The sequence below is a fragment of the Mesorhizobium sp. WSM4848 genome (assembly GCF_055811375.1).
Genome location: NZ_JBVVPX010000001.1, coordinates 442,458 through 466,574 on the forward strand (window position 1 = coordinate 442,458; position 24,117 = coordinate 466,574).

Sequence of the window (24,117 nt, forward strand, 5' to 3'; positions counted from 1 at the left end):
TCGTTCTGCAAACCTGCGGAAAAAGGGGCATGAATGCCAACGCCGACATCGACGTGGTCCGACCATCTGGGCTCTCGGCACTGCCGCCCGAATTCGACAGCGCGGTGGCGTGGGCTGCTTGGCTCTACTATGTCGACCAGCTCAACCAGAGCGACGTGGCCAAGGTCATGAACGTCTCCAGGGCGAGCGTGGTGCACTATCTGCAGGAGGCGCGCGAAAGCGGACTTGTCGCCGTGCAGGTCGACCACGACGCTTTTGCCCGCACCTTGACCTCGCGGCGTCTCATGGAAAAATACGGGCTTCGCGGCGCGGCGGTTATCCCCGACCTTGATCCAAACGATGCCGACCGCCGCATCGGCGAAGCGGCAGGACGGCTGCTGGCGTCGATGGTCGATCCGGGCGACACGATCGGCGTTGCCTGGGGAAAAACGGTGCTCGCTGCCGCCCGCTCGATCCCACGACTACGGCATGATCGGAACCTCACCGTCGTCCAGCTCTCGGGAAGCTCGATCGGCACCAGCGATTTCTCGCCGGAATTCTGCACCTCGCTGATGGCCAACCGGCTCGGCGCCCGCTGCATAAACCTGCTTGCCCCGGCGATCGTCTCCACCGACGAACTGCACGACCAACTCATGCAGGAGCCGATGCTCGTCAACCAGTTCCGCATGATCCATGCCGCCGGCAAGGTCATCTTCGGGATCGGCGATATCGGGCCGGAGAGCACCTATGCCCGAGCCGGGATATCGGATGCCGCCGCACTTGCCGGCATGATCGAGCAGGGCGCGCTCGGGGTCATCATCGGGCGGTTCATCGACGCTCAGGGAGCCGCTTTCGCAACGCCGCTCGACGGACGCACCGTCGGCATCACGCTCGACGAACTGAAAGCGGTGCCGGTCCGCATCTGCGCCGCCGGTGGCGCCCGCAAGATGGCGGCGATCAGGGCCGGGCTCGGCGGCGGATATGCGACACATTTTGTCACCGACATGGCCACCGCGAACAGTCTCTTGGAATAGCCGGTAACCAGCACCGGTGGAACTCATCGTCTCGGAGGACAATCATGGGCAGCAGCGACGGACCTCTTGTCGTCGGCCTCGACAGTTCCACCCAATCCTGCAAGGCGATTGCCTGGAGCCGGGACGGACGAGCCGTGGCGGAAGGCCGGGCGCCGCTCGAGCTGATGAAGCCGAGGCCGGACTATGTCGAGCAGGAGGTCACCGACTGGTGGCGGGCCGCAACAGCGGCGCTGCGACAGCTTGTCGACGCGGTCGACGCGACACGCATCGCCGGGATCGCGATCTCCAACCAGCGCGAGACCGTTGCCCTCATCGACGGCGCCGGCGCGCCGATCGGACCCGCCAGCCTGTGGCTCGATGAACGCGCCGCCGGGCTGGTCGACCGTTTCGCGGCGGAGATCGGCCGTGAGCGACTGCACCAGATCACCGGTAAGCCGATCGACGTGACGCCGGTCGTCTATCGCCTGAAATGGCTGCGCGAGAACGATCCGGAACGGTTGGACCAGGCGAACAAAATCCTCGACGTGCATGGCTATCTGACGCTGAGACTGACGGGAACGCCAAGCGCGAGCTGGACCAGCGCCGATCCGTTCGGTCTCTTCGACATCTCGCGCAAGGCATGGTCGCAGCCGATCCTCGATCATCTCGGCATCAAACCGTCGCAACTTCCCGATGCGGTGCGGTCCGGCACGCGAGTCGGGACTGTTCATGCCGCAGCCGCCGCCGCAACCGGCCTTTCGGAAGGAACGCCGGTGATTGCCGCCGGCGGCGATGGGCAATGCGCCGGGCTCGGCGTCAATGCCATGCGCGACGGCGTCGTCTATCTCAATCTCGGAACCGCGATCATCGCGGGAATCTGGTCGCCAGAACCGGTGGTCGGCGCCTTCTGGCGCACCATGACCTCGCCAACCGGCGATGGCTATTTCCTCGAGGCCGTGCAGCGGGCGGGTGTCTATTACGTCAACTGGTTCGTCGACATGTTTGCCGGCGGGCGCTCCGATCCGGCGATCTTCGACCGCCTCGAAAGGGAAGCGGCGGCCGTGCCGATCGGCTCGGACGGACTTCTCGCCGGCACCACCCTGGTCGGCTGCATGGACCCGCATTGGGATCCGAGCGCACGCGCCAGCTTCATCGGCATGCACCCCTCGCACACGCTCGGTCATTTTTATCGTGCAGGGCTCGAGGCAATGACGCTGCAAACCGCCCGGGCTCTTGAAGAGATGCGCAGCCATGGTCTTTCGCCGGCGCAAATGGTGGCGATCGGCGGCGGCGCCAACAGCAAGCTTTGGACAAAGATGATCGCGGACGCAACCGGGATCGCGATCCATAAGGGTCACAATGCCGAAGCCTCGTCGCTCGGTGCAGCGATCAGCGCGGCGGTCGGCATCGGATGGTTCGAGGGTTTTGCCGAGGCTGCGGATGCGATGACGAGCATCGCCGAGACAATCGAGCCGGACCCCGGCTGCCGCGCAGCGTGGGACGCGCTCTCGGCCAGGCAGGCCAAGGTCTTTTCCGCGACCCGATTCGCCTGGCGAGCCGGAGCGTGAAAAGCATCCCGTCCGGCTACTTCAACCCGCCCAGCGCCTGCTGATAGACATCAGGCTTGAAGCCGACGAGGATACGATCGCCAAGATCGAGGACCGGCCGCTTGATCATCGTCGGTTTGGCCAGCATCAGCGCCTTGGCCTTCCTCTCGTCGAGGCTCAGCCTGTCCGTGTCCGACAGTTCGCGAAACGTCGTGCTCGACTTGTTGAGCAGGATTTCCCAGCCGACCTTGCCGGACCAGCCGTCGAGCCTATCCGCCTCCAGCCCCTCGACCCTGTAATCGTGAAAACGATAGGCGACATCGTGGCTTTCCAGCCAGATGCGCGCCTTTTTGATCGTGTCGCAATTGGTGATGCCGTACATTGTGATCGTCATAATGATGGTCCCTCGGACGGATAGAAATTCAAATCTGACGGCACCCTAAAACCGCGTCTCTCCCTTTGCCAGCGATCAGGCCGGCATCCTTAATTTTTTGGGCTTGCTAAAACTAAGGAATTTTCCTAAGTATCTTCCGAACATCTTTGCCATGCGCAGTGGCACGAGGAAGACATGACCGCCGCAACAATCCCGCAGACCGCAAGTTCGAACATCCCGCCGATCGACGGCATCTTCCGGGCGCTTGCCGATCCGACGCGCCGCCGTGTTGTCGAGCGGCTGAACAGAAGCCCCGCCTCGGTCAGCGAGCTTGCCCAGCCGTTCGGCATGGCGCTGCCCTCCTTCATTGAACACCTGAAAGTTCTGGAAGGCTGCGGGCTGGTGCGCTCGCAAAAGACTGGCCGCATCAGGACCTACCAACTCGCGCCTGAGCCGCTGAAGCTCGCGGAAAACTGGCTGGCCGAGCAACGCGCGCTTTGGGAACGCCGCCTCGATCAATTCGACGACTACGTCCTAAAACTCAAGGAGAAAGACAAATGAGTTCGACCCTGCTGTTGAAACCCGACCCCAAACTCGACCTCGTCCTTGAACGCATCATTGACGCGCCGCGCGAGCTTTTGTGGACAGCCTGGACGACGCCCGAGCATGTTCGGCAATGGTTCACACCAAAGCCGTGGATCGTTTCCGATTGCGAGATCGATCTTAGACCCGGCGGCCTGTTCAGGACCCGCATGCAGTCGCCTGATGGCAAGGAGGTCAACGACCGGCATTGCTGCTATCTCGACATCGTGCCCAACGAGCGGCTGGTGTGGACCGATGCGTTGCTGCCCGGCTATCGGCCGTCAGGAGACCCATTTATCACAGCGGTGATATCGTTGCAGCCGGAAGGCAAGGCGACGCGCTACACCGCGACCGCCATCCACCGGGATGAAGCGACACGAAAGAACCACGAGGAAATGGGATTCTTCGACGGCTGGGGCACCGTGGCCGACCAGCTTGCGGCATATGTGAAGGGGATTTGAGGTGCTCACATGGCGGCCACGGCATTGTCCTGGCCGCCATGCCTGATTTTCAAACCATGCAGCTAAGTGATCAGGCTCCAAGAACCGGTTCAGCCTCAATAATAGAAGCGCTCTTCGGCAATTTTGCCGTTCTTGACCGTGTACAGACCAACCTCGTCGATGCTGACACGCTCGCCGGTAGCCTTGGGCGTTATGTCAAACTTGAAGCGCACTGCGAACTGGTCGCCGTTGACATATGGACCCTCGACCGAGCCGCCATGAACTTCGTTGTTCTCCTCCCACCACTGGCCCTTCTGCTTCACGGCCTGCTTGCCATTGCAGACCGCCATCGGCCCTTCCATTGCTTCGTAACTAACAATGTCGTCGGCGTTGTACTTCTCAGCCGCAACATCGTTCTGACCCTGCTTGAGCAGCTCTGTGAAATCCTCTGCAATTTCCGCGGTAGTCATGGGTGTTCCTCCTGTTCAGACGCGTTCCAAGTAGGGAACTGTTTGCTAACCTGCCACTGGCGGTCCGCTCGATAGCTGACAACCCATGTCAGGATGAATATCGCGTGCCCCTAAAGCACTTTGGACGCGACGAAGGCGTGAAACAAAACAGGAACAAATTGGAGAGTCAAGTGGAGATCGAGTCGGCTGGGGCCGGCGCTTGAATGTAATGCACTTTTGCATTACATTCGCTTCCAATCAGGAGATGCTGCCAATGACGACACTGACCGTAACGGCACGGGGGCAAGTCACTTTTCGGAAAGACGTGCTGCAACACCTCGGCATCAAGCCGGGAGAAAAAATCGAACTGGATTTGCTGCCGGATGGCCGGGCAGAGCTAAAGGCATCGCGGCCGAAGGGATCGTTCCGGGACCTTCATGGCTTCCTGAAAGGCAAGACGAATGGCCAGGTTCTCACCATTGAGGAAATCAATGAGGCAATTGCCGAGGCTGGTGCGGCCGCCGGGGCCGGCAAGGAATGAAGATCACGGCTGATACGAATGTTCTGCTCCGCGCCTATGTGGCTGACGATGCCAGGCAGGCGAGTGCCGCTGTCGAATTGCTGGCAAGTGCTGAAATCGTGGCGGTAAGCTTACAATCCCTCTGTGAATTCACCTGGGTCTTGGCGCGCCAATACGGGACCGCCTGTGATGACATTTCCGCCGCGATCCGTGCCCTGCTGAACACGGAAAATGTCGTGGTCAATCGGCCCGCAGTTGAAGCTGGTCTGGCGGTCCTTGATGCTGGTGGTGATTTTGCTGATGGGGTGATTTCCTATGATGGTCGCTGGCTGGGCGGGGAAGTCTTCGTTTCCTTTGACAAAAAGGCCGTGAAGCTTCTTTCTTCGCAAGGGCATTCCGCTCACCTCCTTAAGGCGAGCGCCTGATAAACGTGTCTCATGTCAGATAGCAGCCGCGCTCGACGGCAAGGCGGCGCACCAGCGCCAGCACGCTGTCGATGGTCGGCGTCGGTTGCCCAGTCAGTCGGCCGAGCTCCTGGACCGCCGTCACCAGCGCGTCGATCTCCATCGGACGGCCGCGCTCGAGATCCTGCAGCATCGAGGTCTTGTGCTCGCCGACGTCACCGGCGCCCTTGATGCGGCGGTCGACCGAGATCGGGAAACGAACGCCGAGGCTTTCGCCGATCGCCTGCGCCTCCAGCATCATGGCGCGGGCAAGCGTGCGGGTCGCCTCGTCGGCGACGATTGCCGCAAGCGAGCTGCCGGTCAGCGCGGAAATCGGGTTGAAGGAGAGATTGCCCCACAGCTTCACCCAAATCTCGCTGCGGATGTCGTCGCGAACCGGCGCCTGCAGCCCGGCCGCAACCATCTCCTCGGCAAGCCGAGTGACACGTTCGCTCTTCTGGCCCGAAGGCTCGCCGAGCGAGAACCGCTTTCCCTCGATATGGCGGACCAGGCCGGGCGCATCCACCTCGGCCGCGGGATAGACAACCGAGCCGATGACGCGATCCGGCCCAAGCCGGTCCCAGATCATCCCGCCGGGATCCACCGCTTGCAACCGCGTGCCTTCGAGCGGCCCGCCGATCCTGTGGAAATACCACCACGGCACGCCATTCTGCATGGTGACGACTGCGGTCCCCTCGCCCAGCAGCGGCGCGATCTGGTCGAGCGCAGGTGCGACCGAATGGGCCTTGAGCGCCAGCACGACATAGTCCTGGACGCCCAGCTGCTGCGGCTGCGCGGCGGCCCTGACCGAGGCGACGGTTTCTTGACCGTCTTCGATCAGGCGAAGCCCGTTCGCCCTGATCGCGTCGAGATGCGCGCCGCGCGCCACGATCGACAGATCGACCCGGCCGGCCATGGCAAGCTTGGCCGCGAGATAGCCGCCGATCGCGCCGGCGCCAAAAATGCTGATCCGCATCATTATCCAAGCCCGGGTTTGACGAGACCCAGTTTGGTCGCCAGACCGATGCGCTGCAGCTTGCCGGTCGCGCCCTTCGGGATTTCGTCCAGGATCAGGACAATGCGCGGCACCTTGAAATCGGCAAGCCGCGTCGCGGCAAAGCGGCGGATGTCGGCTTCGGTCGCGGCCATGCCCTCGCGCAGCACGATCGCAGCCGCGACCTCCTCACCGAGCTTGTCGTGTGGCGTGGCGAAGGTGACGACCTGCGCCACCGCCGGATGATCCATCAGCACGTCGTCGACCTCGAGCGGCGAGATCTTCTCGCCACCGCGGTTGATGATCTCCTTGAGCCGGCCGGTGACGCGCAGATAGAAGTCTTCATCGAGCACGCCCTGGTCGCCGGTATGAAACCAGCCATGCGCAAAAGCCGTGGCGTTGGCGTCCGGATTGTTCTCGTAGCCGGCGGTGACATTAGGCCCGCGAATGACGATTTCGCCGGTGTCACCGGGCTGCAGCAATCGCCCGTCCGGCGCCATCACCGCCACCTCCGGTCCGGCGGCGGCGCCGACGCTGCCCGGCTTGCGCAGGCCCGGCGGCAGCCGGTTCGAAGCCATCTGGTGCGCGGCCTCGGTCATCCCATAGGATTCGATCACCGGACAGCCGAAGGTCGCTTCGAGCTCGGCCATCACCTGCGGCGGCAGCGATGCCGAGGACGAGCGGATGAAGCGGAGGGGTGCTGCGGCCAATGCATCTGCATTGCGCGCCGCCCGCGGCAGTATTGCCTGATGCATGGTCGGCACGGCCGTGTACCAGCTCGGCCGCGCCTCGCTCAGCCAATGGAAGAAGCGCAGCGCGTTGAAGCCTGGCGTGCAGAAGACGCTGCCGCCGGCGGCGAGCGAGGTCAGCACCGCCGCGATCAACCCATGGATGTGGAACAGCGGCATGATGTTGAGGCAACGATCGCCGGCCGTCAGAGAAAGCGTCGCGCCGATATGACCGGCCGAGGCGGCGAGATTGGCGTGGCTGAGCGGCACCAGTTTGGGTCGTGACGTGGTGCCGGACGTGTGCAGCAACAGCGCGATGTCGCCGTCTTCAGCCAGGCCGGGCGAAACAGACGGACCAACCGGTTTGCCCTCGATCACAAAACTGCCGGCTGGTGCGTCACGAAGTGCTGTGAGCCTGAGCACCGCTATGCCGAGGCGCTCGGCCACGGTTACCGCGGGGCCGCTTTCGTCTTCGCCGACGAGGATCGCCTTGGCGCCGATATCGGAGAGATAAAAATCGAGCTCGTCGGCCCGGTAGGCCGGATTGAGCGGCGCGGTCGACGCCACTGCGGCCACCGCGACAAAGGCCGTCGCCATCTCCGGCCCGTTCGGCAGCACGATGGCCACCCGGTCGCCACGGCCGAGGCCCAGCGCATGCAATTGCGCTGCCGTCTCGGAGATCAGGCGGCGCAGTCCGCCATGGCTGAGCGTGATCCTGTCTGGTGCCGAAATTGCCGGCGCATCGTCGGCGCCGGCAGCAAGCCGTTCAATGATCGAGGCCGCTTCAGACAACGCGAACCTCTAGGTCGCCGACGCCATCGACATGACCGCGAAGGACATCACCGCGAACGACCGCGCCGACGCCCGCCGGCGTGCCGGAAAGAATGATGTCCCCCGGCTTCAGCGTGAACAGACCTGAGAGATAGCTGATCATTTCCGGAACTTTCCAAATCATCTGGTTGAGGTCGCCGGTCTGTTTTCGCTGGCCATTGACGTCCAGCCAGATCGCGCCCTGGCTGGGATGGCCGGTCGAGCTTGCCGGAACCAGTGGCGTGCATGGCGCCGATGCCTCGAAAGCCTTGCCGACCTCCCATGGACGGCCCATGTCCTTCGCCTTCCCTTGCAGATCGCGCCGCGTCATGTCGAGACCTACGCCATAACCGAACACGCAGTCCAGAGCCTTTTCGACCGGGATGTCGATACCGCCGCTTTTCAGCGCCACGATCATTTCGATCTCGTGATGGACATCGTTGGAGGCCGGAGGGTACGGAAATTCTCCTGTCGTATCGAGGTTGTCGGGGTTCTTCTGGAAGAAGAATGGCGGCTCCCTGTCGGGATCGTGCCCCATCTCGACGGCATGCGCGGCATAGTTGCGCCCGACGCAATAGACCCGGTGCACCGGAAACATCTTGTCGGTTCCCGCCACCGGGATGCTCGGGATTGCGGTCGGTTCGATGACGTAGCTTGAAGGCGTGCCGTGCATGCTCACTGTCTTGCTCCTGCGTAGTATTCGACTTTGGCTTCGGCCCGTTCGATCAGTTCGGCGATCAGCAGGGCGAAGGCAAAAAGGATGATGGTCAAGGCCCAGAATTCGGCCATGCGGAAGTTTCGCGAGAAGGTTTCGAACAGCGCACCGTAGCCGACGATGGCGACGAGCAACTGGCCGATGACGACGCCCTTGACGCCGCGGATGAGGCCGAGGCGAATGCCGGCAAGGATTTCCGGAAGTGCCGCCCAAAGGATGATCTTGCTATAGAGCGCCGGGCGCGAGGCGCCATAGGAACGCGCCATCTCGATCAGCGACGGCGAGATATGGCGGACCCCGGCGCGGGTGTCGAGAGCGACGATCCAGATCGCAAACAGGAACACAGCCGCAACGATCGTCTTCTCGCCGAAGCCGAACAGGATCATCAGCACCGGGACGATCGCCGAGAGCGGTGCGCTTGAAAAGATGTTGACCCACATGCCGAGCAGGTCGTCGGCGATCTTGACGCGTCCCATCAGGATGCCCAATGGCACGCCGATAACGATCGACAGGGCCATGCCCATGGCGAAGGCACGAAGGGTCGTGACCGTCGCGCTCTGCCAGGACGGCGTCTGCACGAGACTGACCGCTGCAACCAGCACGTCGCTAAACGGCGGCAGCAGAAAGACAAGGTCGAGCCGGCCGACGACTTCCCATACGACGCACCAGACGAGCAGGGACGCCATCATTGGTACACGGTAGCCAAACAAGGTCATGGCCGGTTATTCCACATATTGCTTCAGCCCCTGCCAGATCTCATCGACGGTATCGAGATAGTACCTGTCGCGATGAATGCGCTCGGGGTCGCCGGAGCGATCGATTTCCGGTTCGATGATCTGCGAAACCCGGCCGGGTCTCGGCGACAGCAAGACGATGCGGTCGGAGATGTAGACCGATTCCTCGATTGAGTGGGTCACGAAGATGAAGGTCTTGTTCTGGTTGGTGCGCAGCCGGATCAGGTCTTCCTGGAACTTCCGCCGGTTCTGCTCGTCGACCGCCGAAAACGGTTCATCGAGCAGCAGGACATCGGCATCGACCGACAACGCCCGCGCCAGGCCGACACGCTGGCGCATGCCGCCCGAGAGCTGATGCGGATATTTGTCCTCGAAGCCGGCGAGCCCCACCTCGGCGATGTAGCGTCGGGCGGTCTCCTCGCGCTCGGCCTTGTTGGTGCCGCGCAATTCAAGTCCGAAGGCCACGTTGCGCATCACGGTCGCCCACGGCATCAGCGCAAAATCCTGGAACACGAAAGCGCGTTCGGGGCCGGGTGCGGTGACGTGTTTGCCGTTGATCGCGACGGTGCCGCCATCGGCCCGTATCAGCCCCGCTATGATCTTCAGCAGCGTCGTCTTTCCGCAACCGCTGGGTCCGAGAAGGCTGGTCAGCTTACCCCTGGGAAAGTCGAGATCGATGCCGCGCAGCGCCTCGACATTGCCGTAGGTCTTGGAAATTCCTCTCACTTCCACGATTGAATCGATCGGCGCGGGAACCGGCGACGGTCCATTTCGCAGTGCGCTCGCGCCCATCTTAAGCACCTCGGCTCTCGGGCCTGAAAACGCGGACTTCCACCCACTGCAGAAAGACGAGCGTCAGGGTGGAAAGCGCAATGATCGAGGCAATTGTTGCGTACATCTCGGCGTAGTCTGCGCGCGAGCGGTGGAAGGTGATGAGGTCGCCGATGCCTGTCGGGGTAATCAGCAGTTCGGCGAGCACCACGCCGACGAAGCCGGCAGCGACTCCGAGGCGCAAGCCGGCAAAAATCACCGGGCTGGCGTCCGGAAGGATGATCTTCGTGACGGTCTGCCAACGGGTGCCCAGGAACGATCGGCACATGACCAGCAGCGACTCGTTGACGTTACGCACCGCCTTGTAGGTGTTGAGCACGATGACCGGCAGCGCCAGGATCATGACGGCGAGCGTCTTGGCGGTCATGCCTATTCCGTAGACAAAGGTGACCATCGGAATGAAGGCGGCGACGGGTGCTGCCTGAAGCACGATGAACACAGGGATCACCAGCCATTCGCCGGTGCGCCACAGGCCACAGATCGTGCCGAGGCCGACACCCAGGAACGCCGACAGGACAACGCCAAGCACCAGCGGCTGCAGCGTCGAAAGGTAGGCGGTCGCCAGGCTGCCGTCGGCTAGCAGTCCGGCAAACGCGACGACCGTGTCGGAAAAAGTCGGAAAGGCGAAGCTGACCGGAATGCGACCGGCCACCTCCCAGATTCCCGCGAACAGGGCGATCGACACAAGCCTGAGCAGGATCGGCTGGTCCCACGAAGCCCCCGTTGCGCTGCGATTGGAAAGAGGAGCGAGGCCGGCAGCCTCGCCGTCGGTTCTGACGCTTACGGCCATCCGGCAGCCGCCTATTTCTTGCCGAGCTTGGCGACGGCGCGGTCGATTGCCGAGACATCCCAGAAGTCCTCGACCTTGAGGCTGGCGGGATCGCCTTCGATCTGGCCGGCAAGGCTGAAGAAGGCAAAGTCGTCCTTGGCCGCGTCGGCTCCGCCGCCGTTCAGCGCAAGACTGCCGGCTTCCGCGGTTTCCTTGTAGTATTCGGTGATTTCGCTGTCGGCTTCAGCGCCGAGATCCGGCAGCAGTTTGTATTTGTTGCGAAGCTCGACGGCGACCGCCGGGCTCTCGGTGATCTCGCGCGCGGTCTTCATCAGTTCCTCGACCAGGATGTCGACGTCGGCGGCGTTGTTCTTCAGATAGTCCGCGGTCGCGAAAAGCGCTTCGTCAGAGGCGCCGAGATCCTCGACCGGCAGAACGATGAACTTGCCGGGGGCTTCGGCCTCGAGCGCGCGCCGGTTGGCGGCATCGACGATCGACGCCTTGATGGTGCCCTGGAGCAGCGCATTGCGGCGAACCTCGGAACCCGGGACATAGCTGATATTGCCGAGCTTGATGCCGTGATTTTTCGCCATCAGCAGCATGACCGCCTCGGTGCCGGAGCCGCGCGCCTGGACGGCGACCTCCTGCCCGTCGAGATCCTTCCATTCCTTGTAGAATTCGCTGTTGACGACGGGAAAGAAGCGCAGCGTCGATATCTGCGCGAAAATGCGGATCGGCACGCCGACCTTCTGGATCAAAGTATAGGGCGCGCCAATGCCGACATCGGCCTGGCCGCCGACAATGGCCTGGGCAGCCAGATCCTCGTCATTGAGAACAATGAGCTCGACATTCACGCCGCGCTCCTTGGCCCGCTCTATCGCGGCGAGCGTCTGGACCGACTCGATGCCGGGAAGGTCGCCGAATGCGATGCGCATGTCGCCCGCATTTGCGGCCGACAAGGGCGCTGCACATGCCAGGACCGCGGCGAAAGCGGTGGCAAGGATTCTGGACACGCCGGCCATTGTCATTCCTCCCGTTTTTTGCAACCATTTCCTTGATTGGTTAAGGCCATGGAGCAGATTGGTCAAGAAGAAACTGCGCCATATCGGGCACGACGATCAAGAAAACTCGGCAGTTGACGGTTTCCACTAATCGTTTTAACACCGGCAGAGGAAAATCATATGCGGATTGGTTAAATTGATGGACGATCCCGGCAATGGCGGCCACGCCGCCCTGGTTCAGCTGCAGGCCTATCTTGCCCAGATGGACCATGCGGGTGAGACGCGGCTGCCTGCCGAGCGGGAACTGTCGGAGAGCCTCGGCGTATCGCGCGGCGATCTGCGCAAGGCGCTGGCGGTGCTCGAGAAGGACGGCCGCATCTGGCGTCACGTCGGCAGGGGCACCTTCGTCGGCAGCGGGCCGGTCGAAGAGACGATCGGCATTTCGGAAATCGCCGGACGCACCAATCCGGCCGATGTGATGCGCGCGCGCCTCATCCTCGAGCCGGAGATTGCGCGCGAAGCGGCGCTGCACGCCACGCTTTCCGATATTGCCGCGATGCGGCAATCGCTGGTGCAGACGCGGGAAGCCGTCACATGGCGGCAATATGAGAATGTCGACAATCTGCTCCACCGGCAGATTGCGCAGGCGAGCCGCAACAATGTGCTGCTCGGCCTGTTCGACGTGCTGAACGCGGTGCGCCGCACCGTGGTCTGGGGACGTCTTCGTTCAGAAGGCGCCCGCCCTCCGGCAGACCATCACAGCTTTGCCGACCATGAACGGATCGTCGAGGCGATCGCCGAGCGTGACCTCGGCGGCGCGGCAGCAGCGATGCGCCTGCATCTCCAGCAGGTCGAGCGGCGCCTGATCCCTGTCCGCGAAGCCGCCGAATAGTCTGGCTTGTAGAGCGCCGCGCGTCCTTCCTGGACGGAGGGCTGAGCGGGTTCTTTCACTAGGCGCCGTAGCCGATGATGCCCTTGATCTCGAGGAAGTCGTGGATCGCCCAGTCGGCATATTCGCGGCCGTTGCCGGATTGCTTGTAGCCGCCGAACGGCGCGAAGGTGTCCCACTCCGGATAGTTGATCGAGACCTGTCCGGCGCGCAGGCGGCCGGCGACCTTTCGCGCGTGGTCGATATCCCCTGATTGCACGTAGGCGGCGAGGCCATAGACGGTGTCGTTGGCAATCTTCACCGCGTCATCGTCGTCATCATAGTAGATGACCGAAAGCACCGGCCCAAAAATCTCCTCCTTCTCGATGGTCATGCCCGGCGTGACGTGGCCGAAGACGGTCGGCCGCACGTAATAACCGCGCTTAAGATGCTCCGGCCGGCCGGGACCGCCGGTGACCAGCGTTGCACCCTCGGCGATGCCGGCCTCGATCAGCCGCTGGATCTTTTCGAACTGGATATTGCTGACCACCGGCCCGAGCTTGGTGTCTTCCGAGCGCGGATCGCCGACCTTGTGCGCCTCGGCCGCCTTCTTGGCGATCGCCAGCGCCTCATCGTGGCGGGCGGCCGGCACCAGCATGCGCGTCGGCGCATCGCAGGACTGGCCGCTATTGCCGAAACAGGCGTTGACGCCCTTGCGCACGGCCTTCTCGAAGTCGGCATCGGCAAGCACGATGTTGGGCGATTTGCCGCCCAGCTCCTGCGCCACGCGCTTGACCGTCTCGGCCGCCGTCTTGGCGACGATGATGCCGGCCCGGGTCGAGCCGGTGAAGGAAACCATGTCGACATCCGGATGGCCGGCCATGACCTGTCCGACATCCGGACCGGTGCCGTTGACCATGTTGTAGACCCCGTTCGGCGTGCCGGCCGCTGCCATCACTTCCGAAAAGACGATGCCGCTGATCGGCGCGATCTCGGAAGGCTTCAGCACGACGGTGCAGCCGGCGGCGATCGCCGGCGCCACCTTGCAGACGATCTGGTTGAGCGGCCAGTTCCACGGCGTGATCAGCGCGCAGACGCCGATCGGCTCCTTGACCACCATGGTGGTGCCGCGCTTCTCGCTGAATTCGTAATCCTTCAGCGCCTTGATGGCAGCTTCCATATGCGCCCTGCCAGCCCAGGCCTGCGCCTGGCGCGCCCAGGTGATCGGCGCGCCCATCTCCTGGCTGACAGCCTGGGCGATATCCTCGTAGCGCTCGTTGTAGACTTCGAGGACGCGCTTCAGCAGCTTCAGGCGCTCGGCCTTGCTGGCCTGCGAAAAGGCCGGAAAAGCCGCCTTCGCCGCCGCCACGGCGCGATCCACATCGGCCTTCGAGCCGACGGAGATTTTGGTGTAGGCCTCTTCGGTGGACGGATCGATCACATCCAGCGTCGCCGGCACCACGGGCGCGACCCATTTGCCGTCGATGAAGAAGTTCAGGTGATTGCTCATGGGTGGTGCCTCCGGTTTTCTGGATAGGACGGGGATCCAGATTAGCCGGGTAGCATAGGGCAGTTAGCGCCGCGGCGCAGGCTGATATGCGCCACATCGCCGACGCTGAATTGAAAACCTTCCGCCCGGCGTGGCGCATCGATCACCACAGGTATCCCCTGCCCCAATTCGGCGTGCAGGCGCAAGGTGCGACCGTGAAAGACGATGCTGCTCACCCGCACCGGCGCGGTGCCGGTCGCTGCTTCGGTCGTCGCCAACAGATCCTCCGGACGTACGCCGATGGTTCGCACCGCGCCTTCTCCCGGCGCTTCGCCGGTTTCCGACGTGGCTTCGAGCGGCAGGGCGCCGGCGGCGAAACGCAACCGATCGCCGTCCCGGCCGACAAAGCGCGACTGCAGGAGGTTCATCGTGCCGATGAAACTGGCGACGAATTTGGTGGCGGGCCGGTCGTAGAGCGTGGCCGGCGGCGCGATTTGCTCGATGCCGCCCTTGTTCATGACGACGATGCGATCGGAGATCGACAGCGCCTCGGTCTGGTCGTGGGTGACCATGACGAAGGTCGTGCCGAGCCGCGACTGCAGCCGCTTCAATTCGACCTGCATCTGTTCGCGCAGATGAGCGTCGAGCGCCGACAGCGGCTCGTCGAGCAACAGTACACGCGGTTCGCAGACGATGGCACGGGCGAGCGCGACGCGCTGGCGCTGGCCGCCCGACAATTCGGACACGCGGGCGCCGAGCTTCTCGGCAAGGCCAACCATGTCGAGCGCTTCGCCGACGCGCTTTGCCTGTTCTGCCCCGGAAAGCTTGCGCAGCGACAGGCCGAAGCCGACGTTTTCGGCAACGTCCATGTGCGGAAACAGCGCATAGTCCTGGAACACGGTGTTGACCGGCCGGTCGAAGGGCCGCAGCGAAGTGACGTCTCGGCCTTCGAGCAGCACCCGTCCGCTCGACGGGCTTTCGAACCCTGCGATCACCCGCAGGCTGGTGGTCTTGCCGCAGCCGGATGGGCCGAGCAAGGTCAGGAACTCGCCGCGGGCAATGTCGAGATCGACGGCGTCGAGACCGACGATGCCGCCGGGGAAAATCTTCGACACCGCATCCAGCCGGACCAGAGGATCAGGCGCCATCGCGAACCTCGGACGGCTTGGTCGTGTTGACCCAGAGGATCTGGCAGCGCTCGGCGCCCGGATTGCGGAAGGCATGCAGCAAGGTGCTTTTGAAGGCGAAGCTGTCGCCGGTCTTCAGCCCGTAGGTGGTTGAATCGATCACGAGTTCGACTTCGCCCGACAGGACGAAACCGAATTCGTGGCCGGGATGGGCGTAGGCTTCGACGGTGCCGCCGCCGGCTTCCACCGTCACCAGCATGCCGTTGAGCGTAGCGGCCGGCGGCGACAGCAGCGCCTTGGCAATGCCTTCCGACTTCACCGGGATCTGGCGCCGACTGTTGGCGCGCACGCAATAGAGATCGCTGACGGCATCGTTGCCGTCAGCGATCAGCGCCGACGGCTCGATGTCGAGAGCGGCGGCGAGCGGCCAGATCACCTTGACGCGAAGCGAGGACAGGCCGCGCTCGATCTGGCTGAGAGCACCGATCGAAACGCCGGCCATGGCGGCAAGCTCGGCCAGCGAAAGACTGCGTTCCAGCCTGAGCGCCCGCACGCGCCGGCCGACCCGCACATCGGCGTCGTCTTTCGGCTTTTCAGCCGCGTTGTCCAGTATATCCATCTGTTTCCCGACCTCGTTTTCGGTATCCTGGAGCGGCGCTTGGCGCGCAGCGCCGAGACGGTTGAGGGTGCTGGCCGGAGCTCGGTTGTGCCGAACTGGACCACCCCTCATCCGACCGAGCTCCACTCGGCCACCTTCTCCCACAAAGGGGAGAAGGGAAGGCCAGGTTCAGCCGCCTGCCTTGACCTTCTCGAACATCTTGGCGAGTTCGTCATTCTGTTTCATCGGCCCGGTGAAGACGGTGGTCTTCAGCATCACTTCCGGATCAGACGGCAGTTGCAGCTTTTCCAATTCCTCCTTCGGCACCGCGGCGAAGGCCGAGCTGTTCGAGCTGCCGTAACCATAGGCCTGAATCAGGTATTTTCCCGAATCCGTCTCCAGCCGGCTGTTGATGAAATCATAGGCGAGGTCGACATTCTTGGTGTCCTTGAGCATGACGAAGCCGCAGGCCCAGGTCAGCATGCCTTCCCTGGGCTTCATAAACTCGACCGGCACGCCCTGCTTCTTCAGCGAGGTGGCCGACGCGTTCCAGGTCATGGCGGCGACCAACTGGCCACTCGCCAGCGCCTGTTCGACCGAGGTCATGTCGGTAGTGTAGTTGGAGAGCAGCGGGCGCTGCTCGCGCAGTTTTTCAGCCACCTTTTCCATCTGTTCCGGCGTCATGTCGAACGGATTGACGCCGGCGAGAAGGGCCGCCACCACCGGCGTATCGTGGACGGCGTCGATCGTCGCCATGCGCCCGGCATATTGCTTGTCCCACAAAAGGTTCCAGCTCGGTTCCGGGTTCTTCACCAGATCGGTGCGGTAGAGGATCGAGGTGTTGCCCCAGTCCCACGGCACCATCCAGACTTTGCCGTCGCCGGCCTGCAGGTCGGGCAGGTTCTTGAAAACTGGGAAGATCGAATCCCAATTCTTGATGCGCTTGGTGTCGATCGGCTGCAGCAGGCCTTCCTTGTTCCAGCGCGCCACCTTGTCGTAGCAGGGATGGGCGACGTCAGGACGGAAACCGGCCTTGACCTTGGTGAAGGCGTCATCGTCGTCGCCGAACATCGAGGCCTCGACGCCATCGGGGTGTGCGGCGAGGAAGCTCTTGTTGAAGTCGGGAAGTTCGTAGCCCGACCAGGTGAAATATTGCAACTTGTCGGCCGCAAGCGCGACGGTCGACGAAAGCGCCAGCGCGAAGGCTGCCAATCCGGCTTGGACTGTCTTGCGATTTATCGATTTCAGGTCGAATGCCATTGCAGTTCTCCTCTTTCGGTTTCTTCTGGTTTGGACAGGTTGGCGGGTACGGGCCGCTGAGCGGCGGCGAGCCCGCAATGGCGCAGGATTTCGGCAATTGCCGCGATGACGAAGGACACGGCCAGGATGGCCGTGCCCAATGCCATGACGGTGGGCAGCGACTTCGGGAAACGCAGCTGGCTCCAAATGTAGAGCGGCAAGGTCGGCTCGGTGCCGGCGAGGAAGAAGGCGACGATGAACTCGTCGAAGGACGTCAGGAAGGCCAGCATGAACGCTGACACAATGGCCGGCAAGCTGAGCGGCAGCATGACCCGCCTGAACGTCGTCCAGTCGGACGCGCCGAGATCGAGCGCGGCCTCGTGGATGGTCTTGGGGATAGCGGCGAAGCGGCTTTTCATGATCACCACCGTCGTCGGCAGCGCCACCAATATGTGGCCGAGCACGATGGCAGTGCGTGACGGTCCAAAGCCAATGAGGTTGACCAGGATCAGCAGCGAGATGCCGACGATGACGCCGGGGATCAGGATCGGCAGCCGCGCGATGGCGCTGATCGTGGCGGCAAGCGGCGAACGGCCGAAGAGATCCATGTAGGACACGGTGATGCCGCAGAGCGTGGCACCGGTGGCGGCAATTGCACCGATGAGGAGGCTGTTGGCAAGGGCGCCGGACAGCGCCGAATTGCCGGACAGCGTCTTGTACCATTCAAACGTGAAGCCTTGCAGCGGAAACGCCGCCTGGATCGAATCGTTGAAGGAGAAAAGCGGGATCAGCAGGATCGGCAAGTACAGGAACACCAGATAGGCAAGGACATAGGCGCCGAGCCAACCGCCGCCCTGCTTTGCATCGATACGCGCCGTGTTCATGTCCGGCTGCCAAATCTGCGATCGGCGGAACGCACCACCAGCACCACGGCAAGGATGACCAGCATGACGGCGACGGCGAGTGCGGCGCCGAACGGCCAGTCATTGGCTTTGCCGAACTGGGCTTGGATCAGCGAGCCGATCATGGTGCTGGCAGGGCCGCCGACCAGCGCCGGAGTGACATAGTCGCCGACCGTCGGCACGAAGACGACGAGAGCCGCCGCCAGCACCCCCGCCATCGAGTTCGGCAGCACGACGCGGCGGAAGCTGGTGAACGGCTTCGCGCCGAGATCGGAGGCGGCTTCGAGCAGCGATTTCGGGATCGTGTCCAGCGCCACATAGATGGGCAGGATGGCGAATGGCGCATAGGCATGAGCCAGCGTGACGATGACGGCGGCCGGCGTGTTGAGAAACGCCAATGTCGGCTCGGACCAGATGCCGCTTTCGATGAGCGCCGAGTTCAGCACGCCATTATAGGCAAGCACGATCTTCCAGGCGAAGACGCGCAGGAGATAGCTGGTCCAGAACGGCAGCGTCACCAGAAACAACAGCAGCCCGCGCCGCCGGCCGGCGTGGAAGGCAAGATAGTAGGCAACCGGATAAGCGGTGACGACCGTTGCCAGCGTCACCAGGCCGGCAATGGCCAGCGAGCGCAGCGTCACCGTCCAGTACAGCGGATCGGAAGCCACCGTGATGAAATTCACAAGGGTGAAACCGACGCCCAGAAGCGAACCGTCATTGCCGCGAAAGGCGAGGAAAAGCACCAGGACGAGAGCAAACAGGATCAGGAAGAAGGTGACCAGCCCGCCCGGCAGCAGCATGGCCAACCGGAAACGCGTCGATGACCGGGACTCCGGCAGTGGCTGCCTTGCAACGATGGTCGACATCGTATGCCTATCGGATTTTGAAATCCCCTAAAGCTTTTTCATAATCATGAAACTGTCAAGCTGATTCCTATGCCGATATGAAATCAGCGCTCGAATGCATCCAGCGTACGATACCAGGCGATCGTCGCGGCGACGCCGACCTGCCGAAAGGCGTGGAACGGGATCGGCCGGATCGGAGAGACCGGGAACGGCAATTGCCTGGCGTCGCCGCTCGCTAGATAGCCAGCGATGCGCTCGCCAAGCGCGGTCATCAGGCCGACGCCACGGCCCTGGCAGCCGACCACGGCCATCAGGCCCTGCTCGGGCTCGTGAATATGCGGGAGGTGATCCGGCGTCATCGCCACCCGGCCAAACCAGCGCTTTTCGATGCCGACGCCGGGTAGCGCGGGATAGAGCCGCAGCAGCGCGCGCTCGAGATGCGCCCAGTCACCTTCGCTGGTCGGCAGCGCCATCCGGCCGCGCCCGCCAAGCACCAGCCGCCCGTCGGTACTCTTGCGGTAATAAACGAGGATGCGGCGCGAGTCCGATACCGCCTGCCCCTCCGGCAGAATCTCGGCCGCCATATCGGCCGGCAGCGGCGCTGTCGCGATCTGGAAGGAGTGCAGCGGAACGATCGTCTCCGCGAGACCGGGGAGCAGATCGCCGGTATAGGCGTTCGTCGCCAGAATGACCGCCTTCGCCTGCAATTCGGCGCCGCCCTCCGTCGAGATACGCCAAAGGCCGGCGTTCTTATCGAGGCGCACCACCTTCTGGTGCTCGGCGATCTTCACGCCCGCGGCCGACGCGATCCGTGCCAGTTCCGACGTATAGGCAAGCGGATCAATCACGCCGGCGCGGCGGTCGAGCCAGCCGCCGAGATAGCCCTGCGCGCCGGTCAACGCGGCGATCTCGGTCTGGCTCAGAAGCCGGACATCGGCGCCGCGGTTCCGCCACTGCCGGTCCCTGTTCGCCGCCGCCTTCAGCGCCGTCTCGGTGTGCGCTGCCTGGATCCAGCCGTTGCGAACGAACGGCACCGCCAGTTTCTCGTCGCGGATCAATTCGAAGACGGCGTCCGCCGTCGAGGCTGCAAAATTGACGAGGGTCTCGCCGCGTTCGGGGCCAAAATGCTCCAGCAGCCATTCCGGATCATATTTCAGGCCGGGGATCACCTGGCCGCCATTCAGGCCCGATGCGCCCTGGCCGATCTCGCCGGCTTCCAGCACCTGCACGGCAAGGCCGAATCGGGCTGCATGCAAGGCTGTCGACAGACCCAGGATCCCGCCACCGACGATAACGATATCGACAGGTTGCCCGCCGGGAAAAAGCGATTGGAGCCCGGCGGTTGATTGCGGCTTCTGCCAGATCGGATTGGAGAACGGTGCGGGCAAAGGTCACCTGGAATGCAGTTCTAGCGTGAAAAATCCTAGTCATGATTTCACGATCTTGAAAGCGCGTCTCCGCTTCGCTGTTGGGACACGCCCAAGGTCAATTACCGTCCAGCGGCGCAGAGATTGCCCGGACAGAATGACAAAACTTGCCTTGAGGGCGGGATAGACCTTTGGCCGGAATTTGTTGAAAGTGCCGCCGCCGCTGGCCAGGCTCTTTGTGAACCATTGGTCCGGCAGCGATGACCGTCGCACAGAACAAGACAGCAGAGGACCGTAGCCATGACGAACACCACTCTCCTGCCCAAAGAGGGCCTCTTCATCGGCCGCGCCCGGACAAGCGATAGGTCCCATCCGCTGGTGGTCACGGTACGCGGCGGTACGGTCTTCGACATCACCTCGAGCATGGCACCAACCGTGCGCGACGTCTGCGAGATGCCGGACCCAGCAGGCTACGTCCACGCCGCTGCGGGCGAACCGATCGGATCGCTCGATGCGATCGCCGCCAACAGCTTTCAGGCCGCGCGCGATCCGCAAAAACCAATCCTGCTTTCTCCGGTCGACCTGCAAGCGGTCAAGGCGTCGGGCGTCACCTTCGTCGTCAGCCTGCTCGAACGGGTCATCGAGGAGCAGGCGCGTGGCTCCGCCGAGAAGGCGGACGCCATTCGCGCCGACATTGCCGGGCTGATCGGCCACGATCTGTCGAAGCTTAAGCCCGGCTCGCCGGAGGCGATGGAAATCAAGGCCAAGCTGATCCAGCGCGGCGCCTGGTCGCAATATCTGGAAGTGGGCATCGGCCCCGACGCCGAAATCTTCACCAAATGCCAGCCGATGGCGTCGGTCGGCTTCGGCGCCGATGTCGGCCTGCATCCGGTCTCCACCTGGAACAATCCGGAGCCGGAGATCGCCATGATCGCCGCCAGCAGCGGCAAGATCGTCGGCGCCACGCTCGGCAACGACGTCAATCTGCGCGACGTCGAAGGGCGCTCGGCGCTGTTGCTCGGCAAGGCCAAGGACAACAACGCCTCGGCCGCGCTCGGCCCGTTCATCCGGCTGTTCTACGATGTCTTCTCCATCGATGACGTGAAGCAGGCCACCGTGCGGCTGAAGGTCGAGGGCGAGGACGGCTTTTCGCTGGAAGGCGCCAGTTCGATGGCCGAGATCAGCCGCTCGCCCGAAGAACTGGTCGCCGCCGCCATGGGGCCGCATCACCAATACCCCGACGGGCTGGCGCTCTATCTCGGCACCATGTTCGTGCCGTCCAAGGATCGCGGCGAAAAGGGCAAGGGTTTTACCCACAAGGTCGGCGACATCGTCACCATCTCCTCGGAGAAATTCGGCGCTCTGGTCAACCGAGTGCGGCTGTCGCCCGACTGTCCCCACTGGACCTATGGCGCCAGCCATCTCATGCGCGACCTTGCCAGGGCCGACCTCATCTAGCTTCCGTCCCGCCTGCGCCTCGTCTTCGGCGCCGAGTACCGCTTGCCCCAAAAGATATCAGCCAAACTGATGCAATCTGATGGGATGGCTGATGGCGCGTCGTCGTGCGCCAACTACCACTGGCAAATGGAGGCTTGCCATTGATCGAAAAAGCGGATGCTCTGATGCATCCAGATCGCCGCTGGCAAGAATACGGTCAGGCTTGCCGTGATCGTCGCCGGAGCTGGAGGACGTTTTAAAAATGGGAGGAAATCAAATGCTGACGAGGCTACGACTATTTGTATTCGGCTTGATCGTGGCGCTGGCGATTCCGGCGGCGGCACAGGCCAAGACCTTCTACTGGATTTCGCATGGCGGCCCGGCCGACCCGGTCTGGACCTATTTCCTCGCCGGCGCCAAGCAATGGGCGACGGACACCGGCAACACCGTCAACACCTCGTTCCACAATGGCGACGTGTCGTCCCAGCAGGAGGCTGTTCGCGCCGCCATCGCGGCAAAGGCCGACGGCATCACCACCACCAGCCCTGACCCGGGCAGCCTTATCGAGCTCGTCAAGGAGGCGCGAGCGGCAAACATCCCGATCATCAACTTCAACACGCCCGATCCGAAGGCGGACTTCAACGCCTATGTCGGCGGCGACAACGTCACCTTCGGCAAGAACTGGGCTCAGTATCTGGTCGACAAGGGACTGGTGAAGAAGGGTGATTTCGTCTGGATGCCGGTCGAAATCCCGGGCGCCACCTATGGCGTCCAGGAAGGAGAAGGCATCAAGAGCGTCTTCGAGCCGCTCGGCATCACCTATGAAATCACCGAAGCCACGCTCGACCAGGCCGAAGCAATCAACCGCATGGTCGACTACCTCACCGCCAACAGGGCCAAGGTCAAGGCGATCATCGGTCTCGGCGACCTGGTGACCGGCTCGATTGAGCGGGTGTTCGACCAGGCCGGCATCAAGCCGGGTGAAATCCCGGTCGTCGGCTGGGGCAACTCGCTCGACACCACCCAGGAGGTGCTGACCGGCTACGTCAATGCCGCGCAGTGGCAGGATCCGCAGGCGACCAGCTATGTGGCGCTTTCGATCGCCAACATGGCCGCTAGCGGCATTCCGCCCGGCTTCGACGTGATCACAGGCGCGCTCTACGAAAAGGACACCGCGCAGGTCTACGACGACATCCTGTCCGGCAAATAAAACCGCGATCGGGACGGTCGCGGCACGCTGCCACGATCATCCCCATCATCCCGCTGAGCCTCGAACCGCCTCATGCGGTTTCGGGCTTGGCCAGTCCCAACCATGTCGCGGGTCCAACGTGGAAAACGGTTCCATCATCCAACGCTCGATCGCCAGGCCGGAATTCGGGCCCTTCGTGCTGCTCGTCGTCGAGCTCGTCGTGTTCTGGGGGTTCAACCACGACTTCCTGTCGCCGCAGAACATCAGCAACATACTGGCCTTCACGGTTGAGCTCGGCCTGATCGCGCTGGCGATGACGCTGTTGATGACTTCAGGCGAATTCGACCTCTCGGTCGGATCGCTGTTCGGTTTCTCGCCCGTCTTGATGTGGACGCTCTTCAACAGCGGCCTCACCTCGCTGGAAGCCGGCTTTATCGTGGCCTTGCTGGTTGCCGCCTTCATCGGCCTGGTCAATGGCTGGTTCGTGACGCAACTCAAGATACCGTCCTTCCTGGTGACGCTCGGCATGCTGCTGGTCGTGCGCGGCACCGCTCTGTTCGTCACCAGCGGATTTCCGCAACGCACCTGGAGCGCCGAAGGCAGCTGGCTCGCCGAGGCGCTGGTCGGCGATTTCTTCATCGGACCGTTCCGTATTTACATGTCGCTGTTCTGGTTCATCGCAGCCGCGATTGCACTCGGCTACGTGCTGACGCAGAGCCGGACCGGCAACTGGATCCAGGCGGCCGGCGGAAACCCCAATGCGGCAAGGGCGCGCGGCGTCAATGTCAGCGGCGTCAAGATCGGCCTGTTCATCCTGTCGTCGATCATGGCTTCGCTTGCCGGCGTCATCAGCTCGCTGCGCACTTCGGCGGCCAACCCGAACAGCGGCACCGGCTACGAGCTCGAAGTCATCGCCATGGTGGTGATCGGCGGCACGGCGCTGACCGGCGGACGTGGCACCATCATCGGTACCGTGCTCGGCATCCTGATCCTGCGCGTGATGCGCAACGGCATCGTGCTGATCGGGGTGCCTGGGCTTGCCTACAACATCTTCATCGGCGCGATCATCCTCGGCATGATGGCGCTCCACTCATGGCTGGAACGCCGGCATCAGGCGGGAACTTGAAC

At 63.1% G+C, this 24,117-nt stretch carries 26 protein-coding genes; 10 read left to right on the forward strand and 16 right to left on the reverse strand.

The genetic code is table 11. The features are described 5' to 3' along the window. The first annotated feature begins 29 nt into the window (after window positions 1-29). Window positions 30-1,013 carry a sugar-binding transcriptional regulator gene (locus tag AC0L16_RS02155; RefSeq protein ID WP_091596103.1) on the forward strand — a complete coding sequence of 328 codons (984 nt, stop codon included), beginning with the start codon at window positions 30-32 and terminating at the stop codon, window positions 1,011-1,013. A gap of 44 nt (window positions 1,014-1,057) precedes the next feature. Continuing rightward, the gene (locus tag AC0L16_RS02160) at window positions 1,058-2,560 is read left to right on the forward strand and encodes a xylulokinase (protein WP_473618705.1); all 1,503 of its coding nucleotides are present in this window, start codon (window positions 1,058-1,060) and stop codon (window positions 2,558-2,560) included. A 16-nt stretch (window positions 2,561-2,576) separates the two neighbouring features. Here the strand turns inward: AC0L16_RS02160 and AC0L16_RS02165 are convergent, their stop codons facing one another. Then, window positions 2,577-2,933, reverse strand: a complete 357-nt coding sequence (locus AC0L16_RS02165) for an ArsC family reductase (RefSeq protein WP_473618707.1) — start codon at window positions 2,931-2,933, stop codon at window positions 2,577-2,579. 174 nt (window positions 2,934-3,107) lie between these two features. On the opposite strand from AC0L16_RS02165, the gene AC0L16_RS02170 reads away from it, so the two are divergent. Together AC0L16_RS02170 and AC0L16_RS02175 are read left to right on the forward strand one after the other, a co-directional pair. After that, window positions 3,108-3,473: an ArsR/SmtB family transcription factor gene (locus AC0L16_RS02170; protein ID WP_473618708.1), complete on the forward strand. Its 366-nt coding sequence runs from the start codon at window positions 3,108-3,110 to the stop codon at window positions 3,471-3,473. After that, window positions 3,470-3,955: an SRPBCC family protein gene (locus AC0L16_RS02175; RefSeq protein WP_473618709.1), complete on the forward strand. Its 486-nt coding sequence runs from the start codon at window positions 3,470-3,472 to the stop codon at window positions 3,953-3,955. Before AC0L16_RS02170 ends, AC0L16_RS02175 begins: the two co-directional genes overlap by 4 nt. 95 nt (window positions 3,956-4,050) lie before the next feature. Here the strand turns inward: AC0L16_RS02175 and AC0L16_RS02180 are convergent, their stop codons facing one another. Next, window positions 4,051-4,404, reverse strand: a complete 354-nt coding sequence (locus AC0L16_RS02180) for a SnoaL-like domain-containing protein (protein ID WP_473618710.1) — start codon at window positions 4,402-4,404, stop codon at window positions 4,051-4,053. Window positions 4,405-4,657: 253 nt separating this feature from the next. Between AC0L16_RS02180 and AC0L16_RS02185 the strand changes: the two genes are divergently transcribed. Then, complete coding sequence (locus tag AC0L16_RS02185) at window positions 4,658-4,924, forward strand: AbrB/MazE/SpoVT family DNA-binding domain-containing protein (RefSeq protein WP_473618711.1); 267 nt, start codon at window positions 4,658-4,660, stop codon at window positions 4,922-4,924. After that, window positions 4,921-5,328, forward strand: coding sequence for a type II toxin-antitoxin system VapC family toxin (locus AC0L16_RS02190; protein WP_473618712.1), 408 nt, complete (start codon window positions 4,921-4,923; stop codon window positions 5,326-5,328). Before AC0L16_RS02185 ends, AC0L16_RS02190 begins: the two co-directional genes overlap by 4 nt. 10 nt (window positions 5,329-5,338) lie before the next feature. Here the strand turns inward: AC0L16_RS02190 and AC0L16_RS02195 are convergent, their stop codons facing one another. Genes AC0L16_RS02195 through AC0L16_RS02225 form a run of 7 tightly spaced genes read right to left on the reverse strand, consistent with a single transcriptional unit; the run spans window position 5,339 to window position 11,949 of the window. Further along, window positions 5,339-6,322: a 2-dehydropantoate 2-reductase gene (locus AC0L16_RS02195; protein WP_473618784.1), complete on the reverse strand. Its 984-nt coding sequence runs from the start codon at window positions 6,320-6,322 to the stop codon at window positions 5,339-5,341. A gap of 2 nt (window positions 6,323-6,324) precedes the next feature. Continuing rightward, window positions 6,325-7,860, reverse strand: a complete 1,536-nt coding sequence (locus AC0L16_RS02200) for an acyl--CoA ligase (protein ID WP_473618714.1) — start codon at window positions 7,858-7,860, stop codon at window positions 6,325-6,327. Then, a complete protein-coding gene (locus tag AC0L16_RS02205; protein WP_473618785.1) occupies window positions 7,853-8,551 on the reverse strand; it encodes a fumarylacetoacetate hydrolase family protein in 699 nt (232 codons plus the stop codon). Before AC0L16_RS02205 ends, AC0L16_RS02200 begins: the two co-directional genes overlap by 8 nt. A gap of 2 nt (window positions 8,552-8,553) precedes the next feature. After that, window positions 8,554-9,309 (reverse strand): ABC transporter permease, encoded by a 756-nt coding sequence (locus tag AC0L16_RS02210; RefSeq protein ID WP_473618715.1) that lies wholly within the window; start codon window positions 9,307-9,309, stop codon window positions 8,554-8,556. A gap of 6 nt (window positions 9,310-9,315) precedes the next feature. Next, a complete protein-coding gene (locus tag AC0L16_RS02215) occupies window positions 9,316-10,119 on the reverse strand; it encodes an ABC transporter ATP-binding protein (RefSeq protein ID WP_473618716.1) in 804 nt (267 codons plus the stop codon). Between the two features lies 1 nt (window position 10,120). Further along, on the reverse strand, window positions 10,121-10,948 hold the full coding sequence (locus AC0L16_RS02220) for an ABC transporter permease (RefSeq protein WP_473618718.1): 828 nt from the start codon (window positions 10,946-10,948) through the stop codon (window positions 10,121-10,123). A gap of 11 nt (window positions 10,949-10,959) precedes the next feature. Then, the gene (locus AC0L16_RS02225; RefSeq protein ID WP_473618719.1) at window positions 10,960-11,949 is read right to left on the reverse strand and encodes an ABC transporter substrate-binding protein; all 990 of its coding nucleotides are present in this window, start codon (window positions 11,947-11,949) and stop codon (window positions 10,960-10,962) included. A gap of 178 nt (window positions 11,950-12,127) precedes the next feature. On the opposite strand from AC0L16_RS02225, the gene AC0L16_RS02230 reads away from it, so the two are divergent. Further along, on the forward strand, window positions 12,128-12,820 hold the full coding sequence (locus AC0L16_RS02230; RefSeq protein ID WP_023799437.1) for a FadR/GntR family transcriptional regulator: 693 nt from the start codon (window positions 12,128-12,130) through the stop codon (window positions 12,818-12,820). Between the two features lie 58 nt (window positions 12,821-12,878). On the opposite strand, the gene AC0L16_RS02235 is transcribed toward AC0L16_RS02230, so the two are convergent. The 7 genes from AC0L16_RS02235 to AC0L16_RS02265 all read right to left on the reverse strand — a co-directional run bounded on the left by AC0L16_RS02235 (window position 12,879) and on the right by AC0L16_RS02265 (window position 20,384). Then, window positions 12,879-14,306, reverse strand: coding sequence for an aldehyde dehydrogenase family protein (locus AC0L16_RS02235; RefSeq protein WP_473618720.1), 1,428 nt, complete (start codon window positions 14,304-14,306; stop codon window positions 12,879-12,881). Window positions 14,307-14,347: 41 nt separating this feature from the next. After that, window positions 14,348-15,433 (reverse strand): ABC transporter ATP-binding protein, encoded by a 1,086-nt coding sequence (locus tag AC0L16_RS02240; protein ID WP_473618721.1) that lies wholly within the window; start codon window positions 15,431-15,433, stop codon window positions 14,348-14,350. Then, window positions 15,423-16,031 (reverse strand): cupin domain-containing protein, encoded by a 609-nt coding sequence (locus tag AC0L16_RS02245; protein ID WP_473618722.1) that lies wholly within the window; start codon window positions 16,029-16,031, stop codon window positions 15,423-15,425. Before AC0L16_RS02245 ends, AC0L16_RS02240 begins: the two co-directional genes overlap by 11 nt. 168 nt (window positions 16,032-16,199) lie before the next feature. Beyond that, window positions 16,200-17,270, reverse strand: a complete 1,071-nt coding sequence (locus tag AC0L16_RS02250) for an ABC transporter substrate-binding protein (protein ID WP_473618723.1) — start codon at window positions 17,268-17,270, stop codon at window positions 16,200-16,202. Beyond that, window positions 17,255-18,133, reverse strand: a complete 879-nt coding sequence (locus AC0L16_RS02255; RefSeq protein WP_473618725.1) for an ABC transporter permease — start codon at window positions 18,131-18,133, stop codon at window positions 17,255-17,257. The genes AC0L16_RS02250 and AC0L16_RS02255 overlap by 16 nt, the downstream gene beginning before the upstream one ends. Further along, complete coding sequence (locus tag AC0L16_RS02260; RefSeq protein WP_473618726.1) at window positions 18,130-19,017, reverse strand: ABC transporter permease; 888 nt, start codon at window positions 19,015-19,017, stop codon at window positions 18,130-18,132. Before AC0L16_RS02260 ends, AC0L16_RS02255 begins: the two co-directional genes overlap by 4 nt. Before the next feature lie 83 nt (window positions 19,018-19,100). Further along, window positions 19,101-20,384, reverse strand: coding sequence for an NAD(P)/FAD-dependent oxidoreductase (locus AC0L16_RS02265; RefSeq protein ID WP_473618728.1), 1,284 nt, complete (start codon window positions 20,382-20,384; stop codon window positions 19,101-19,103). Between the two features lie 279 nt (window positions 20,385-20,663). Here AC0L16_RS02265 and AC0L16_RS02270 point away from each other — a divergent pair, with 279 nt between their 5' ends. The 3 genes from AC0L16_RS02270 to AC0L16_RS02280 all read left to right on the forward strand — a co-directional run bounded on the left by AC0L16_RS02270 (window position 20,664) and on the right by AC0L16_RS02280 (window position 24,115). Then, complete coding sequence (locus AC0L16_RS02270) at window positions 20,664-21,821, forward strand: fumarylacetoacetate hydrolase family protein (RefSeq protein WP_473618729.1); 1,158 nt, start codon at window positions 20,664-20,666, stop codon at window positions 21,819-21,821. A gap of 256 nt (window positions 21,822-22,077) precedes the next feature. Next, a complete protein-coding gene (locus tag AC0L16_RS02275) occupies window positions 22,078-23,010 on the forward strand; it encodes a substrate-binding domain-containing protein (RefSeq protein ID WP_473618730.1) in 933 nt (310 codons plus the stop codon). 118 nt (window positions 23,011-23,128) lie between these two features. Continuing rightward, entirely contained in the window at window positions 23,129-24,115 is a 987-nt protein-coding gene (locus tag AC0L16_RS02280) for an ABC transporter permease (protein WP_077381426.1), read from the forward strand. The last annotated feature ends 2 nt before the right edge of the window (window positions 24,116-24,117 follow it).

Bases quoted from the DNA above. Each gene is read 5' to 3' on its own strand.
- AC0L16_RS02185 (WP_473618711.1), top strand. From the start codon at position 4,658: ATGACGACACTGACCGTAACGGCACGGGGGCAAGTCACTTTTCGGAAA.
- AC0L16_RS02275 (WP_473618730.1), top strand. From the start codon at position 22,078: ATGCTGACGAGGCTACGACTATTTGTATTCGGCTTGATCGTGGCGCTG.
- AC0L16_RS02250 (WP_473618723.1), bottom strand. From the start codon at position 17,270: ATGGCATTCGACCTGAAATCGATAAATCGCAAGACAGTCCAAGCCGGA.
- AC0L16_RS02155 (WP_091596103.1), top strand. From the start codon at position 30: ATGAATGCCAACGCCGACATCGACGTGGTCCGACCATCTGGGCTCTCG.
- AC0L16_RS02180 (WP_473618710.1), bottom strand. From the start codon at position 4,404: ATGACTACCGCGGAAATTGCAGAGGATTTCACAGAGCTGCTCAAGCAG.
- AC0L16_RS02220 (WP_473618718.1), bottom strand. From the start codon at position 10,948: ATGGCCGTAAGCGTCAGAACCGACGGCGAGGCTGCCGGCCTCGCTCCT.
- AC0L16_RS02260 (WP_473618726.1), bottom strand. From the start codon at position 19,017: ATGTCGACCATCGTTGCAAGGCAGCCACTGCCGGAGTCCCGGTCATCG.
- AC0L16_RS02175 (WP_473618709.1), top strand. From the start codon at position 3,470: ATGAGTTCGACCCTGCTGTTGAAACCCGACCCCAAACTCGACCTCGTC.
- AC0L16_RS02190 (WP_473618712.1), top strand. From the start codon at position 4,921: ATGAAGATCACGGCTGATACGAATGTTCTGCTCCGCGCCTATGTGGCT.
- AC0L16_RS02215 (WP_473618716.1), bottom strand. From the start codon at position 10,119: ATGGGCGCGAGCGCACTGCGAAATGGACCGTCGCCGGTTCCCGCGCCG.
- AC0L16_RS02255 (WP_473618725.1), bottom strand. From the start codon at position 18,133: ATGAACACGGCGCGTATCGATGCAAAGCAGGGCGGCGGTTGGCTCGGC.
- AC0L16_RS02230 (WP_023799437.1), top strand. From the start codon at position 12,128: ATGGACGATCCCGGCAATGGCGGCCACGCCGCCCTGGTTCAGCTGCAG.
- AC0L16_RS02170 (WP_473618708.1), top strand. From the start codon at position 3,108: ATGACCGCCGCAACAATCCCGCAGACCGCAAGTTCGAACATCCCGCCG.
- AC0L16_RS02195 (WP_473618784.1), bottom strand. From the start codon at position 6,322: ATGCGGATCAGCATTTTTGGCGCCGGCGCGATCGGCGGCTATCTCGCG.
- AC0L16_RS02225 (WP_473618719.1), bottom strand. From the start codon at position 11,949: ATGGCCGGCGTGTCCAGAATCCTTGCCACCGCTTTCGCCGCGGTCCTG.
- AC0L16_RS02235 (WP_473618720.1), bottom strand. From the start codon at position 14,306: ATGAGCAATCACCTGAACTTCTTCATCGACGGCAAATGGGTCGCGCCC.
- AC0L16_RS02240 (WP_473618721.1), bottom strand. From the start codon at position 15,433: ATGGCGCCTGATCCTCTGGTCCGGCTGGATGCGGTGTCGAAGATTTTC.
- AC0L16_RS02165 (WP_473618707.1), bottom strand. From the start codon at position 2,933: ATGACGATCACAATGTACGGCATCACCAATTGCGACACGATCAAAAAG.
- AC0L16_RS02270 (WP_473618729.1), top strand. From the start codon at position 20,664: ATGACGAACACCACTCTCCTGCCCAAAGAGGGCCTCTTCATCGGCCGC.
- AC0L16_RS02205 (WP_473618785.1), bottom strand. From the start codon at position 8,551: ATGCACGGCACGCCTTCAAGCTACGTCATCGAACCGACCGCAATCCCG.
- AC0L16_RS02245 (WP_473618722.1), bottom strand. From the start codon at position 16,031: ATGGATATACTGGACAACGCGGCTGAAAAGCCGAAAGACGACGCCGAT.
- AC0L16_RS02210 (WP_473618715.1), bottom strand. From the start codon at position 9,309: ATGACCTTGTTTGGCTACCGTGTACCAATGATGGCGTCCCTGCTCGTC.
- AC0L16_RS02160 (WP_473618705.1), top strand. From the start codon at position 1,058: ATGGGCAGCAGCGACGGACCTCTTGTCGTCGGCCTCGACAGTTCCACC.